General features: G+C 63.4%; 15 protein-coding genes. 14 read left to right on the top strand and 1 reads right to left on the bottom strand.

All coding sequences use genetic code 11. The annotated features are described in order from the left end of the window. Positions 1 to 28: 28 nt before the first annotated feature. A complete protein-coding gene (gene nadB / locus N8I74_RS10560) occupies positions 29 to 1,621 on the bottom strand; it encodes an L-aspartate oxidase (RefSeq protein WP_263123014.1) in 1,593 nt (530 codons plus the stop codon). Between the two features lie 184 nt (positions 1,622 to 1,805). Between nadB and rpoE the strand changes: the two genes are divergently transcribed. The 14 genes from rpoE to N8I74_RS10630 all read left to right on the top strand — a co-directional run bounded on the left by rpoE (position 1,806) and on the right by N8I74_RS10630 (position 13,930). Next, a complete protein-coding gene (gene rpoE, locus N8I74_RS10565) occupies positions 1,806 to 2,423 on the top strand; it encodes an RNA polymerase sigma factor RpoE (RefSeq protein WP_263123016.1) in 618 nt (205 codons plus the stop codon). 23 nt (positions 2,424 to 2,446) lie between these two features. Then, a complete protein-coding gene (locus N8I74_RS10570; RefSeq protein ID WP_263123017.1) occupies positions 2,447 to 2,944 on the top strand; it encodes a sigma-E factor negative regulatory protein in 498 nt (165 codons plus the stop codon). Then, positions 2,944 to 3,948 (top strand): MucB/RseB C-terminal domain-containing protein, encoded by a 1,005-nt coding sequence (locus tag N8I74_RS10575; protein WP_263123019.1) that lies wholly within the window; start codon positions 2,944 to 2,946, stop codon positions 3,946 to 3,948. The genes N8I74_RS10570 and N8I74_RS10575 overlap by 1 nt, the downstream gene beginning before the upstream one ends. Then, complete coding sequence (locus N8I74_RS10580) at positions 3,948 to 4,442, top strand: SoxR reducing system RseC family protein (RefSeq protein ID WP_263123020.1); 495 nt, start codon at positions 3,948 to 3,950, stop codon at positions 4,440 to 4,442. The genes N8I74_RS10575 and N8I74_RS10580 overlap by 1 nt, the downstream gene beginning before the upstream one ends. 5 nt (positions 4,443 to 4,447) lie before the next feature. Continuing rightward, positions 4,448 to 5,860, top strand: a complete 1,413-nt coding sequence (locus N8I74_RS10585; protein WP_263123021.1) for a DegQ family serine endoprotease — start codon at positions 4,448 to 4,450, stop codon at positions 5,858 to 5,860. Next, on the top strand, positions 5,857 to 6,102 hold the full coding sequence (locus tag N8I74_RS10590; protein ID WP_408611811.1) for a glutaredoxin family protein: 246 nt from the start codon (positions 5,857 to 5,859) through the stop codon (positions 6,100 to 6,102). Before N8I74_RS10585 ends, N8I74_RS10590 begins: the two co-directional genes overlap by 4 nt. Positions 6,103 to 6,174: 72 nt before the next feature. After that, a complete protein-coding gene (lepA, locus tag N8I74_RS10595) occupies positions 6,175 to 7,968 on the top strand; it encodes a translation elongation factor 4 (protein ID WP_263123022.1) in 1,794 nt (597 codons plus the stop codon). Positions 7,969 to 7,980: 12 nt separating this feature from the next. After that, a complete protein-coding gene (gene lepB / locus N8I74_RS10600; protein WP_263123023.1) occupies positions 7,981 to 8,937 on the top strand; it encodes a signal peptidase I in 957 nt (318 codons plus the stop codon). Positions 8,938 to 8,960: 23 nt separating this feature from the next. Continuing rightward, positions 8,961 to 9,323 carry a DUF4845 domain-containing protein gene (locus tag N8I74_RS10605; RefSeq protein ID WP_263123024.1) on the top strand — a complete coding sequence of 121 codons (363 nt, stop codon included), beginning with the start codon at positions 8,961 to 8,963 and terminating at the stop codon, positions 9,321 to 9,323. Beyond that, positions 9,320 to 10,027 carry a ribonuclease III gene (rnc, locus tag N8I74_RS10610; RefSeq protein ID WP_263123026.1) on the top strand — a complete coding sequence of 236 codons (708 nt, stop codon included), beginning with the start codon at positions 9,320 to 9,322 and terminating at the stop codon, positions 10,025 to 10,027. The genes N8I74_RS10605 and rnc overlap by 4 nt, the downstream gene beginning before the upstream one ends. Before the next feature lie 23 nt (positions 10,028 to 10,050). After that, positions 10,051 to 10,977, top strand: a complete 927-nt coding sequence (gene era, locus N8I74_RS10615) for a GTPase Era (protein ID WP_263123027.1) — start codon at positions 10,051 to 10,053, stop codon at positions 10,975 to 10,977. Positions 10,978 to 10,988: 11 nt separating this feature from the next. Next, a complete protein-coding gene (gene recO, locus N8I74_RS10620; RefSeq protein ID WP_263123029.1) occupies positions 10,989 to 11,744 on the top strand; it encodes a DNA repair protein RecO in 756 nt (251 codons plus the stop codon). 89 nt (positions 11,745 to 11,833) lie between these two features. Further along, the gene (locus N8I74_RS10625) at positions 11,834 to 12,205 is read left to right on the top strand and encodes a SpoIIAA family protein (protein ID WP_263123030.1); all 372 of its coding nucleotides are present in this window, start codon (positions 11,834 to 11,836) and stop codon (positions 12,203 to 12,205) included. Positions 12,206 to 12,223: 18 nt separating this feature from the next. After that, on the top strand, positions 12,224 to 13,930 hold the full coding sequence (locus N8I74_RS10630; RefSeq protein WP_263123031.1) for a hypothetical protein: 1,707 nt from the start codon (positions 12,224 to 12,226) through the stop codon (positions 13,928 to 13,930). Positions 13,931 to 13,945: the final 15 nt, after the last annotated feature.

Here is a 13,945-nt window from a genome sequence, read left to right on the forward strand (position 1 = left end):
CGGCCGCCATGCGGCGTGCCCGGTGGTCTCACGATGGCGTCAGCACCGTCGGCACCGCCTGCGGCAGCATCCCCGGGTAGTCGCGGCTGTAGTGCAGGCCGCGGCTTTCCTTGCGCGCGAGCGCGCAGCGCACGATCAGCTCGGCCGTGCTGACCAGGTTGCGCAGCTCGATCAGGTCGTTGCCGACCCGGAAGTTGCTGTAGTACTCCTCGATCTCGCCCTGCAGCAGTGTGATGCGGTGCAAGGCGCGTTCCAGCCGCTTGTTGGTGCGCACGATGCCCACGTAATCCCACATGAAGCGACGCAGTTCGTCCCAGTTGTGCGAGATCACCACTTCCTCGTCGGTGTCGGTCACCTGGCTCTCGTCCCATTCGGGCACCGCCGGCAGGGCAGGGCGCCCGGCGGCCAGGATGTCCTGCGCCGCAGCCTTGCCCAGCACCATGCATTCGAGCAGCGAGTTGGAGGCCAGCCGGTTGGCGCCATGCAAGCCGGTACACGCCACCTCGCCCACGCCGTACAGGCCCGGCAGATCGGTGCGGCCGGCCAGATCCACCACCAGGCCGCCGCAGGTGTAGTGCGCGGCGGGCACCACCGGGATCGGTTGCTTGGTGATATCGATGCCCAGCTCCAGGCAGCGCTGGTGGATGGTGGGGAAGTGTTCCTTGACGAAACGCGCCGGCTTGTAGCTGATGTCCAGGTAGACACAGTCGTAGCCACCTTTCTTCATCTCGAAGTCGATGGCGCGTGCCACCACATCACGGGGGGCCAGCTCGGCGCGCTCGTCGTGCGCCGGCATGAAGCGGGTACCGTCGGGCAGCCGCAGGATGCCGCCTTCGCCGCGCACCGCCTCGGTGATCAGGAACGACTTGGCCTCGGGGTGATACAGGCAGGTAGGGTGGAACTGGATGAACTCCATGTTCGCCACCCGGCAGCCGGCGCGCCAGCCCATCGCGATGCCGTCGCCGGTGGCCACATCCGGATTGCTGGTGTAGAGGTAGACCTTGCCCGCGCCGCCGGTGGCAAGCACGGTATGGGCGGCAAGCATGGTCTGTACCCGGTCGGCCTTGATGTCGTAGACGTAGGCACCCCAGGCCCGGTTGCCGTCGTCGCTACCGCGCCCAAGCTTGCGTTCGGTGATCAGGTCGAGCGCGATGTGCTGTTCCAGCACGGTGATGTTCGGGTGCGCGGCCACCTTCATCGCCAGGGTCTCGATCACCGCGCTGCCGGTGGCATCGGCGGCATGGATGATGCGCCGGTGGCTGTGCCCGCCCTCGCGCGTCAGGTGGAAGCCCTGATAGCTGTTCTCGCCGCTGGCATCCCGGGTGAACGGCACGCCCAGCGCGATCAGCCAGTCGATGGCGTCGCGTGAATGCTCGACGATGAAGCGGGTGGCATCCGGGTCGCACAGGCCGGCGCCGGCCACATGGGTGTCGCGGATATGCGATTCGATGCTGTCCTGCCCGTCCAGCACCGCCGCGATGCCGCCCTGGGCCCAGCCACTGCCGCCCTCCTGCAAGGCCCGCTTGGTCACGAGTCCCACTTTGAGATGGTCGGCCAAGTGCAGGGCGATGGTCATGCCGCCAAGGCCACTGCCCACGATCAGGACGTCGAATTGCTGCATGGCGTGTTCATATTTACTGGTGGATTTCAGGATCACAGAATATAACAGAGCGGCCCCGCGCCGAGCGTTACGTCCGGCAAGGGTGGCAAGGTGGCGCCATGACGGCTTGCAAAGCCGTCCGTCTGCCCCCATCTACCGGGGATGCGGTAAAGAGGAAAGGCCCGCGACGGGCAATGAACGGAGCATGCTTTTGGAGAAACGCACTGAACGGGAGGTCGATCACGAGCTTGTCACCCGTGCTCAAGCCGGAGACAAGCGCGCCTTCGAGCTGCTGGTGGCCAAGTATCAGCGGCGCATCGCCCGGCTCCTGTCACGGCTGATCCGCGATCCGGCCGAAATCGAGGATGTGACGCAGGAAGCCTTTATCAAGGCCTACCGCGCCTTGCCGTCCTTTCGCGGGGAGTCGGCGTTCTACACCTGGCTCTACCGCATCGCCATCAACACCGCCAAGAACTACCTCGCATCGCTGGGGCGCCGTCCGCAGTTGTCCGCCGACTACGAGGACGAGGACGGCGAGACGCTCGATGCCGCGGCACAAATACCCGATTTCCACACCCCCGAGTCTGAACTTGCCAACCGGGAGATTGTCCGAACGGTCAATGAAGTCGTCGAAGCGCTGCCCGACGAGTTGCGCACCGCGATCACCCTGCGCGAGATGGAAGGTCTCTCGTACGAAGATATCGCCGGCGTGATGAATTGCCCGATTGGTACAGTGCGTTCACGAATCTTTCGCGCTCGCGAAGCGATTTCGGCAAAATTGAAGCCGTTGCTCGATGTGGTCGGCAAGGACCGTCGTTGGTAGGCAAAGCAAGAGGGTTTTCCATCATGAAAGAGCAGTTGTCCGCATTGATCGATAGCGAACTGGGACGCGCCGAGCGGGATCGCCTTGTCGGTCAGCTTGGTGTCGACGAGAGCCTGCGACGCGATTGGCAGGACTGGCATCTGGTGGGCGACGTGATGCAGGAGCATCCGCTGCTCTCTCCCGATTTCATGAAGCGCTTTTCCGAACGCCTTGCCGCCGAGCCCATCGTGATGGCGCCGGTGCGGCGTCGTTCGTTGTTGCGCCGCGCATTGATGCCCCTGTCGGCTGCTGCTTCGGTGGCCTTTGTCAGCGTGGTCGGCTGGCAGGCGTACTATGGCGCTTCCCGGGCCAGCGGGGGGACGCCAGGGGCCGCGACCACGCTTGCCTCGACCCAGCAGCACAACCCCCTCGACACGGCCCGGATGCAAGGCTATCTCGCTGCGCATCGCCATGACGGCGGCAATCCGTTCGCCGGACGTGAGTTCATGCAGGCTTCCTTCGAACCCTCGCAAGCAAAGTAATGAGAATTCCAAGCGCGTGGTTGCTGGCCGGCGGCATGTGGCTGTCCAGTGTTTCCCTGCTGGCCGGCGGACCGGCCTCTTCCGCACCGCTGTCAAACGCCGAGGCTGGCCAGTTGGTGCAACGTGTGGCCGATGCCGCGCGTCTGAACTCCTATCACGGCATCTACGTACACCAGTACGGTGACCGGTTCGAAACGGTGCGCGTGGTGCATCTAGCGGACGGTGCACGTGACATCGAACGGCGCGAGACGCTGGACGGCCCGCCCCTGGAAATGCTGCGCGAAGGCGACAAGGTCGGCCTGTATCTGCCCGAGGATGCCTATCCGGCGTCGGTCGACCGCCGTTTGATGTCCAAACTGTTTCCGCGGCAATGGCCCGAGCAGGCCCAGCAGCTCCTGGCGGGCTACCAGATCCGCCGGGCGGGGCATGCCCGGGTGGCGGGTGTGCCGGCCGACATCTATGAATTCGAGCCGCGCGATCGCTTCCGTTATCCGCACCGCTATTGGGTCCATCCCGAAAGCGGGTTGATGCTCAAGTCGATGATGATCGGACCGCGTAACGAACCCATCGAACTCTTCACCTTTTCCCAGATCCAGATCGGCGGCACCATCGACCGCAAGCTGCTCAAGCCCAACCGGCCGTTGCGGACGCTGCCGCTGGAAAGCGGCGAGGGCGAGGCGATCCGACCGCAGGACCCGGAGTGGGAAGTACGTTCGTTGCCGCCGGGTTTTCGCTTGGTGAAGACCAAGCGCAGTGCCTGGGCCAAGGGCCGGCTGGTGACGCATCACCTGTACAGCGACGGTCTCGTCACTGTCTCGGCATTCATCGAGCCGCTGCCACGGGCCAATGCGGCGCCGAGCCTTGCGCAGCAGGGCGGCATCAGCTTCTTCAGTCGCCAGTTGGGCACCTATCTGCTGACCGTGGTCGGCGAGGTGCCGACCGAGACCGTACAGTTGCTGAGCAACGCCTATACCTTGCGCGAGCCTGCGGCTGCGGAGCAGTGATGTCCGGCTGGGTCGCCGTCGATGTGCGGATCGTGCGGGTTGAAGGACCCTACGCCTGGGTCCGTCCGCTGCGCCAGGGCAGTTGTCCGCAGTGTGAACGGCAGGGAGGATGCCACGCCGTCGCATTGACCCGTCTGTTTGGCGTGGCCCGTGAAGTGCGGGTGGACAATGCCTTGTCGGCCCAGCCGGGCGAATCGGTGCGCATTGGCCTCGCTGCCCGCAATGTGCTCGCCGCAGCGTGCATCGCCTACGGCCTGCCACTGGCGATGCTGCTGGCAGGGGCGCTGGCCGGCGCCGCGGTGTTGCCGACGCGGGCCGACGCCGGGGCGGTGTCAGGCGCCGGGCTGGGGTTGTTGCTTGCGTTTGCGTTGTTGCGCCTGGGTTCTCCACGTTGGCGCCACATGCCGCGAATGCTGGGGCGAGCAGGGCAGTGCGGAACTGTCGCCCCGATTGCGGATTCGAAGTGTTCCCGTTTCATTCACCACAAGCCATGAAAACTATGTCCAAACAAACTTGGTTGTTTGCTGGCGTCGTGGCCCTTGCGGCTGTCGGCACCCACGCTGCTACGGCAGTATCCCTGCCCGATTTCACCCAACTGGTCGAAAAGGAGGGACGCGCCGTGGTCAATGTCTCGACCACTGCAACCCTGCGCGATCCAGGCCAGGGGATCGAAGGTTTGGATGAGGATACCCTCAACCTCTTCCGCCGTTTCGGGTTCCCGTTGCCGCCGATGGCGCCGCAAGGGCCGCGCGAGCGCCATGCGCAGTCGCTGGGCTCCGGGTTCATCATCGATGCGGCGGGCTACATCCTGACCAATGCGCACGTGATCGCCGAAGCGGACGAGATCAAGGTCAAGCTCGAGGACAAGCGCGAGTTCAAGGCCACGGTGGTCGGGTCCGATGCGCGCACCGACGTGGCGCTGCTCAAGATCGAGGCGACCAACCTGCCCAAGGTGGATCTGGGCAATCCGGCGCAGCTCAAGGTCGGCGAATGGGTCGCTGCCATCGGCTCGCCGTTCGGCCTGGAGAACACCGTCACCGCCGGCATCGTTTCTGCCAAGGGACGCAGCCTGCCCGACGAAACCTATGTGCCGTTCATTCAGACCGATGTCGCCATCAATCCGGGCAACTCGGGCGGTCCGCTCTTCAACCTGAAGGGTGAGGTGATCGGCATCAATTCGCAGATCTACAGCCGCTCGGGCGGCTACATGGGCCTGTCGTTCGCCATTCCGATCGATGTGGCGATGAAGGTGGCCGAGCAGCTCAAGACCAATGGCAAGGTGTCGCGCGGCAAGATCGGCGTGAGCATCCAGGAAGTGAACGAGGAGCTGGCCAAGAGCTTCGGCCTGCCCAAGGCGTCGGGCGCGCTGGTGTCGTCGGTCGAAAAGGACGGTCCGGCCGACAAGGCAGGGCTCAAGCCAGGCGATATCGTGCTGCGATTCAACGGGCAGGAGGTCAGCGTGACTTCCGACCTGCCCCGGCTGGTGACCGAGGCCAAGCCCGGCAGCACCGCCAGGTTGCAGGTCTGGCGCGACCGCGCTGCGCGCGAATTGAACGTCACCGTCGGCGAGATGGACCAGCCCGACCGTGCCTCGGCCGGGCGGGAATACCGTGGCGGCAAGAAGGAGGAGAGCAACCGTTTCGGGCTGACATTGCGTGAGTTCAACAATCCACGCCATCTCAAGGAACTGGGGATCAAGTACGGCCTTGTGGTGCAGGGCGCGAGCGGCGCGGCGGCCCGGGCTGGGCTGCAGCAGGGCGATGTGATCGTCGGCATCGGCGGGCAGGAGCTTTCAAGCTCGGCACAGCTCAAGAAGGCGCTGGACGAGCTCAAGCCCGGCCAGACGCTGCCGTTGCGCGTGCTGCGCAGCGGTGCCTCGCTGTTCATCTCGCTCAAGGCGCCGGAGAAGTGATCGCCCTGACGCTGTACGGGCGCGAGTATTGCGGGCTGTGCACCACGATGCGCGAGCAACTGGCGCAGCTCGCGCCCACACGGGGCTTTTCGGTGCAGTGGGTGGATATCGACGACGATGAGGTGCTGGAGGCGCGCCACGGCGAATGGGTGCCGGTGCTTGCGGACGCCGACGGCACGGAGATCTGCCACTATCACCTCGATCTTGCGGCGCTGGATGATCGTCTGGCGAAATTCCGATAGAATCCCGGGCTACTCGAACCGCCGCAGGGGCACGCGTTGCGTGCCCTTTTTACTGGACTTTCAACGCCGTACATGAAGCATATCCGCAATTTCTCGATCATCGCCCATATCGACCACGGTAAATCCACGCTGGCGGACCGGTTCATCCAATTCTGCGGTGGGCTGGAGCTGCGTGAAATGAGTGAGCAGGTGCTCGACTCGATGGATATCGAGAAGGAGCGCGGCATCACTATCAAGGCGCAGACCGCTGCGCTGCACTACAAGGCGCGCGACGGCCAGATCTACAACCTCAACCTCATCGACACCCCCGGACACGTCGATTTCAGCTATGAAGTCAGCCGCTCGCTATCGGCCTGCGAAGGCGCATTGCTGGTGGTCGACGCCTCGCAAGGGGTCGAGGCGCAGACGGTAGCCAACTGCTATACGGCAATCGAGCTGGGCGTGGAAGTGCGCCCCGTGCTCAACAAGATCGACCTGCCCGCTGCCGAGCCCGAGCGCGTGGCACAGGAAATCGAGGACATCATCGGCATCGAGGCTGTCGACGCGGTACGCGCCTCGGCCAAGGCCGGTATCGGCATCGAGGACATCCTCGAAGAGGTCGTCAGCCGCATCCCGTCGCCCAAGGGTGATCCGCAGGGGCCGCTCAAGGCGTTGATCATCGACTCGTGGTTCGACAACTATGTCGGCGTGGTGATGCTGGTGCGCGTGGTCGATGGCGAGATCCGCCCCAAGGACAAACTGCTGTTCATGGCCACCGCTGCCCAGCACCTGTGCGAGCAGGTCGGCGTGTTCACGCCCAAATCGCTCCAGCGCGAGGCGCTCAAGGCCGGCGAGGTCGGGTTCGTGATCGCCGGCATCAAGGAGTTGGCGTCGGCCAAGGTCGGCGACACCATCACCCATGTCAAGCCGGCCGCCGACGCAGCGCTGCCTGGCTTCAAGGATGTGAAGTCCCAGGTGTTCGCCGGCCTGTATCCGGTGGAGTCGCACGACTACGAGGCGCTGCGTGATTCGCTGACCAAGCTCAAGCTCAACGACGCTTCGCTGCATTTCGAGCCCGAGGTGTCGCAGGCGCTGGGCTTTGGTTTCCGCTGCGGCTTCCTCGGCCTGCTGCACCTGGAGATCGTGCAGGAGCGGCTGGAGCGCGAGTTCGACATGGACCTCATCACCACTGCGCCCACCGTGGTGTACGAACTGGTGATGAAGGGTGGCGAGGTGGTGCAGATCGAGAATCCCTCCAAGCTGCCCGATCCGTCCAAGTACCAGGAGATCCGCGAGCCCATCATCACCGCGACCATCCTCGTGCCGCAGGACTACGTCGGCCCGGTGATGACGCTGTGCAACGTCAAGCGGGGCGTGCAGCGCAACATGCAGTACCTGGGGCGCCAGGTGATGTTGACCTACGAACTGCCGATGGCCGAAGTGGTGATGGACTTCTTCGACAAGCTCAAGTCGGTCTCACGCGGTTATGCATCGCTGGACTACGAGTTCAAGGAGTTCCAGACGGCCGACCTCGTCAAGCTGGATGTGCTCGTCAACGGCGAACGCGTCGACGCGCTCAGCCTGATCGTGCATCGCGCCAACAGCGTCTACCGCGGTCGCGAGCTGGTGAGCAAGATGCGCGAGTTGATTCCCCGTCAGATGTACGACGTGGCGGTGCAGGCGGCGATCGGCGGGCAGATCATTGCCCGCGAGACGGTCAAGGCGATGCGCAAGGACGTGCTGGCCAAGTGCTACGGCGGTGACATCACCCGCAAGAAGAAGCTCCTGGAAAAGCAAAAGGCCGGCAAGAAGCGCATGAAGCAGGTGGGCAATGTCGAAATTCCGCAGGAGGCGTTCCTCGCCATCTTGCAAGTCTCGGACAAATAACAAGGAAACCGCATGAACTGGCAAGTGATCGGGGTCGTACTGACCATTGTTGGCGTGCTCCTTTCCGTGATCGGCGCACGGCACGAGCGCAAAGGCGACGAGCCGCCGCAACTGGTGCAGTATGGTTATCTCGGCGTGATCGTCGGGGTGTTCATCCTGCTGGTGAATTTCTTCTCGATCGCCGCCGCCATGCTGATCTTCGTGCTGGTGACCGGCACGATCTGGTTCGTCGACAAGCTGGTGCTTGCCAAGCGGCGCCGGGGTGCACGGCCGAGCGATTGGGTCGAGTACGGACGCGGCTTCTTTCCGGTGATCCTGGTGGTGTTCCTGCTGCGCTCGTTCCTGGTCGAGCCGTATCAGATCCCGTCGTCGTCGATGCGGCCGGGTCTCGTGGTCGGGGATTTCATCCTGGTGAACAAGTACGTCTACGGTATCAGGCTGCCGATCCTGAACAGTGTGCTGGTGCCGGTGGATTCGCCGCAGCACGGCGACGTGATGGTGTTCAACTATCCCAAGAATCCTTCGATCAACTACATCAAACGGGTGATCGGCCTGCCCGGCGACACGGTCGAGTACCGTGACAAGCGGCTGACCGTCAATGGCCAGGCAGTGACGGCGGATGTGCTGGGGCCGGATGAATATGCCGAGGGCATCTACATGAACCCGGTACTGCGGGTCCAGGAAAAATACGATGCCAAACAGTACGATACCTTCGTCGTGCCGGATCAACCCTGGATCAAGGAAGACCAGGTCGACAACTTCCCGTATCGCGAAAACTGCCGTTATGATGACAGCGGCTTTGTCTGCAAGGTGCCCGAAGGCCACTACTTCATGATGGGTGACAACCGTGACCACAGTGCCGACAGCCGCTATTGGGGGTTCGTCCCGGACAAGTATGTGGTGGGCCGGGCCTTCTTCGTCTGGTTCAACTACAAGCAACTGAGCCGCATCGGCACAATGATCCGGTGATGGCCGGCAAAAGGGGCAGCACAATGCGCAGACAGCAGGGGTTATCGTTCTTCGGGTTCGTGATCATCGCCATCCTGGTGGCGCTGGCCGCGATCACCTTCTTCAAGGTGGTGCCGACCTACGTCGAGTACTTCAGCGTCAAGAAGACGCTCAAGACCCTGGTCAAGGAACACGGCTCGGCACCGGCTGCAACCATCCGCGAGGGGTTCGGGCGGCATGCCGTCATCAGCACGATCGAGGCGGTGAAGGCGGACGATCTCATCATCACCCAGTCCGACGGCAAGACCACCATCAGCGTTTCCTATGAAAAGGTCGTGCCGCTCGTGGCCAATATCAGCCTGCTGTTCGATTTCGAGGCCAGCGAATCGAGCTCGCCGATCCAGTGAGTGTCGTTCTGCCTGCCGAGCGTCTGGCCCAGGCGCTCGGCCATACCTTCGCCGACCCGCGCTGGCTGAGGCAGGCGCTGACGCATCGCAGCTTTTCCGGCACGCACAACGAGCGGCTGGAGTTCGTCGGGGACGGCATCCTCAACGCCGTGGTGGCCCGCGCCTTGTTTGTGGCGTTTCCACAGCTAAGCGAAGGCGAGCTTTCGCGGCTGCGTGCCAGCCTCGTCTGCCAGGATTCGCTGGCCGTGATCGCCGCTGGCCTCAGACTGGGCGACTATCTTTACCTGGGTGAAGGTGAACTCAAGAGCGGTGGCCATCGGCGTCCTTCGATCCTGGCGGACGCGCTTGAAGCGTTGTTCGGCGCAGTATGGTTCGATAGCGGTTTCGAGGCGGCGAGCCGGGTGATCGACGCCTTGTTCGCACCGAGGATTACGGCCATCGACCCTTCACGCGCGCTCAAAGATGCCAAGACCGCATTGCAGGAATGGTTGCAGGCGAGACGCGTATCGCTGCCGCAGTATCTGCTGATCAGGCAGGAGGGCGAATCGCCGCACCAGATCTTCGGGATCTGCTGCCGCATCGAACAACTGCAGATCGAAACCCAGGCGGAGGGGCCGAGCCGGCGCGCTGCCGAGCAGGCCGCTGCGGCTGCGGCGCTTGCGGAACTCAAAGAACGCTATCCGGGCAAGGCCAAGCGCTGCTAGCGGCCCACCCGACAAGGAATGTCATGTCCGAATCCTTAGCACAGGATGCCGCCGACGGCCATCGCTGCGGCTTCATCGCCATCGTCGGTCGGCCCAATGTGGGCAAGTCCACGCTGCTCAACCACCTGATCGGGTTGAAGCTGAGCATCACCTCACGCAAGGCGCAGACAACCCGTCATCGCATCACCGGCGTGCTGACGCAGCAGGAGGCGCAGTTCATCTTTGTCGACACGCCCGGTTTCCAGACGCGCCACCGCAATGCGCTGAACCAGGCGATGAACCGCAACGTGACCACGACGCTGGCGGATGTGGACGTGATCCTGCTGGTGGTCGAGGCCGGCCGCTGGAGTGCCGAGGACGAAGCCGTGCTCAAGCTGATCCCGCCTGACCGTCCCGTCCTGCTGGTGATCAACAAGATCGACCTGCTAGCGGACCGCAGCGCGTTGCTGCCCTTTATCGAACGGGTTGCCGCATTGCGCGATTTCGCCGCCGTGGTGCCGGTGTCGGCGCAGAAGGGGCAGCAGCTCGATGGCTTGTTGAAGGCGGTGAGGCCCTTGTTGCCCGCCTCGGTGCCACTGTACGAGGAAGACCAGATCACCGATCGCAACGAGCGCTTTCTCGCCGCCGAGATCGTCCGCGAAAAGATCTTCCGGCTGATGGGCGACGAACTGCCCTATGCCATGACGGTGGAGATCGAGAAATTCGAGGAGGAGCAGACCAAGGATGGCCGTGAGCTGCGCCGTATCTTCGCCGCCGTGCTGGTCGACCGTGACAGCCAGAAGGCGATCCTGATCGGCCGCAATGGTGAAAAGCTCAAGCGTATCGCCACCGAGGCGCGTCAGGACATGGAAAAGCTGTTCGACGCCAAGGTCTACCTGGAGGTGTGGGTCAAGGTCAAGAGTGGCTGGGCCGACGATACCCGGGTATTGCGGCAGCAGGGTTTCGAATAGGCGCGTGACCCATGCCGGCGCCACGCAAGCCTCGGGTGAAGGGCAAGGCTGATGCGCCGCGTGTCGATGCGCAACCGGCCCTGGTACTGCACCAATACCCGTACCGCGAGACTAGTCGCCTGCTGGAGGTGTTCACCCGCGATCACGGGCGCGTGGCCATCGTGGCGCGCGGTGCGCAGCGCCACGGTTCGCAGGCGCGTGCGGTGCTGCTCAATTTCCAGCCGCTGCTGCTGTCCTGGTTCGGCGCGGGCGAGGTGAAGACCCTGCACGCTGCCGAATGGCAAGGGGGGGTGCCGCAACTGACCGGCCAGCCCTTGTTGTGCGGTTTCTATCTCAACGAGTTGCTGCTCAGGCTGCTGCCGCGCGAATCGCCCCAGCCTGCGCTGTTTGCCGCCTATTTCGATGCGGTACGCGCATTGTGCGTCTTGCCACGCACCGCTTCGGGCGAGCTCGAACCCATCCTGCGCAGCTTCGAATTGTCGCTGCTGGCGTGCCTGGGCTATGCCCCCGACTGGCGGTTCACTGCGGATGGACAGCCGGTCATGCCCAATCGTCACTATGGTTTCGTACCCGGTCTGGGTCTGATGCCAAGCACAGCGCCGAGCGGGGCCTGTCCGGGCGAGACGCTGCTGGCGCTGGCGCAGGGCCACCCCACCGGTCATGCGCTGGCCCAGGTCAAACCGTTGACACGGCAGATGATCGGTTCGCTGATCGGCGATGGGCCGCTTCATACCCGGCAATTGTTGATCGATTTACAACGCCTCTGACACCACGCGCCGTGGCAAGCTGCCTTCCTGCCGCCCAAAGGGCTATGCTGACAGGGTAGCGCGAGCGCGCCTGCACAGGAGAACCGGTCATGATCACCATCAGCCATGAGCAGAACTACATTCATGTAGCGGTGTTGGGCGAGTTCACGTTGAAGGATTTCCGTGAATTCGAGGAAAACGTGCTCTACGAGCTGCGCTTTCACGGCCGGGCCAACTTGTTGTTCGATCTGACGGAAATGATAAGCTATACGCTGGATATGGCGATCGAGGAAATCCGTTTCGCCCGTGCCCACCGCCGCGATTTCGACAAGGTCGCGGTGCTGTCCAATGATCAGTGGGTTGCATGGTCGGCGTGGCTCAATCAACTGCTTTCCGAAGCCCGGATCGAGCTGTTCCAGGAGACCGACGCGGCACGTGCATGGCTGGCGCCGCCCTCGGAGACCGGGCAGGCGCCGGCATAGCTACGAAAAGAACATACGATGCGCGAATTCCTCAGCAGTCTGCTATCCCGCGACAAGTCGCCGCTTGCCAGCTCCAAGGCCGCGCTCGCCTGGTACAGACGGATCGAGATGCTCGATCCGCAAACCCAGCTTGGCAAGGTGATCGAAGTCCTCGGCCGCTACCTGGAGCTGGCCCCTCGGCCCGATTTCGAGTCGCTGCAGGCGCTAGTGCTGCTCGATGGCGCGGTGCAGACCCCGCTGGAGGCGATCTGCTACCAGTACGTCTCCAATCCGCGCATGGCCAAGGATATGGAACAGCGGCTGTGGCACGACATCGTTGCCTTCTCGCAGCGGATGGCCGATTGCTACCAGCGCTTCATCGAGCACGAAGGCGATGAGCTCTACCGCACCGCCGGCTATACCGAGCAGATGCCGCTGGTGCTGGCGCGCAGCCTGCATTACATCGCCATCCAGGCCAAATGGCACTACTTCCGCTTCGAAAAGGCACCGGGCAAGCTGTGGACGCTTGCCCACCGGTTTTACCGGCTCTCTGAAGTGGAAGGGTTCGACTGCAACCCATTTCCGCTTTATCCGGGGCGCGATCGTGGCGTGAGTTCGTGCGCCGACGAGTATATCCAGCTCTTGATGCTGGCCACCCTGTCGGCCAACAACCTGTCGGTACGGCAACTGGATTGGGTCGATCAGTGGCTCGACAACTGGTCCAAGCTGATCCAGCTGAACCGCCGCCATCAGGAAGAGCGCGATCATTTCTGCGTCAACCTACAGGAGGCACAAGGTCCGCAGAAGATCCAGGCGGATTCGACCGGCGAGCCGTTCCGTTACTGGGGGCTCTTTGATCTGCTGCATCAAGTGCAGGAGACAGCCAAACGGCTCGAGGCCGGTGTCGCGCCGGCCGAGCTGGGCCTGGGCGCGGATTGCCGGGCGCCTTCGTGCCTGGAGCTGCTCAAGCACCTGGACATGTTCTGGAGCATGTCCATCCGCAATGCGCAGATCCAGCGCAGCCAGCGCCGCGACGTGCGTAAGGCGGCCCAGGTGCTGCACGGTCTGGATGTGATCTGCCAGCAGGTGAGGGCGGACAACGAGAAGTTCAGCAGGCAGCCGGTCGAGACCCGCACCCAGGTCGACTATGACGAGCTGATGGACATGCGCTTGTACGGCTTCGTCTCGTCCCGTACCCGTTCCAAGCTGCAGCAGGTGCCGCCAAGCACCCATTCACGCGCACCCGAATACCCGACGTGGCTGATCGAGAACGAATCCGAAGGCGGCTTCGGCGCCTTGCTGCGTTATTCGGAGAACGAATGGATCCGTCCCGGCGTGCTCTTGGGCATGCGGCTGGGCGATGCGCAGAACTGGCACGTGGGCGTGGTGCGCCGACTGGTGCGGCGTGGGGCGGACGAGGTGGCGGCTGGCATCCAAGTGCTGTCGAGCACCCCGGTCGCAGTCCATATCCAGCAGGTGCAGGAAAGCGCGCGGACCAAGGTGCCGCTTGCCGAATTCCTGGATGGTGGCAGCGCCGAGCTGCCCAGCCCCAAGCTGGCGTTGTATCTGCCATACAAGGGGCAGGGCGGCGCCAATCTCAATACCCTGATCCTGTATGGCGCCGACTATGCCAGCGATCGCCTTTACCGGGTGCAGGCACGCGAGCGTGGTTTCACCGTCGGCCTTGAGTCGGTACTGGAAAAGGGCGTGGACTGGACCTGGGTGACCCTGCAAGTCGTGAAATGACGGCAATGCCGCACC

The organism is Chitiniphilus purpureus (assembly GCF_025642115.1).
GTDB classification, from domain to species: domain Bacteria; phylum Pseudomonadota; class Gammaproteobacteria; order Burkholderiales; family Chitinibacteraceae; genus Chitiniphilus; species Chitiniphilus purpureus.

Excerpts from the sequence above, each read along its gene's own strand:
- N8I74_RS10605 (WP_263123024.1), top strand. The coding sequence starts at position 8,961 with ATGCGCAGACAGCAGGGGTTATCGTTCTTCGGGTTCGTGATCATCGCC.
- recO (WP_263123029.1), top strand. The coding sequence starts at position 10,989 with ATGCCGGCGCCACGCAAGCCTCGGGTGAAGGGCAAGGCTGATGCGCCG.
- N8I74_RS10575 (WP_263123019.1), top strand. The coding sequence starts at position 2,944 with ATGAGAATTCCAAGCGCGTGGTTGCTGGCCGGCGGCATGTGGCTGTCC.
- lepB (WP_263123023.1), top strand. The coding sequence starts at position 7,981 with ATGAACTGGCAAGTGATCGGGGTCGTACTGACCATTGTTGGCGTGCTC.
- era (WP_263123027.1), top strand. The coding sequence starts at position 10,051 with ATGTCCGAATCCTTAGCACAGGATGCCGCCGACGGCCATCGCTGCGGC.
- nadB (WP_263123014.1), bottom strand. The coding sequence starts at position 1,621 with ATGCAGCAATTCGACGTCCTGATCGTGGGCAGTGGCCTTGGCGGCATG.
- lepA (WP_263123022.1), top strand. The coding sequence starts at position 6,175 with ATGAAGCATATCCGCAATTTCTCGATCATCGCCCATATCGACCACGGT.
- N8I74_RS10570 (WP_263123017.1), top strand. The coding sequence starts at position 2,447 with ATGAAAGAGCAGTTGTCCGCATTGATCGATAGCGAACTGGGACGCGCC.
- N8I74_RS10585 (WP_263123021.1), top strand. The coding sequence starts at position 4,448 with ATGTCCAAACAAACTTGGTTGTTTGCTGGCGTCGTGGCCCTTGCGGCT.
- N8I74_RS10625 (WP_263123030.1), top strand. The coding sequence starts at position 11,834 with ATGATCACCATCAGCCATGAGCAGAACTACATTCATGTAGCGGTGTTG.
- N8I74_RS10580 (WP_263123020.1), top strand. The coding sequence starts at position 3,948 with ATGTCCGGCTGGGTCGCCGTCGATGTGCGGATCGTGCGGGTTGAAGGA.
- N8I74_RS10630 (WP_263123031.1), top strand. The coding sequence starts at position 12,224 with ATGCGCGAATTCCTCAGCAGTCTGCTATCCCGCGACAAGTCGCCGCTT.
- rpoE (WP_263123016.1), top strand. The coding sequence starts at position 1,806 with ATGCTTTTGGAGAAACGCACTGAACGGGAGGTCGATCACGAGCTTGTC.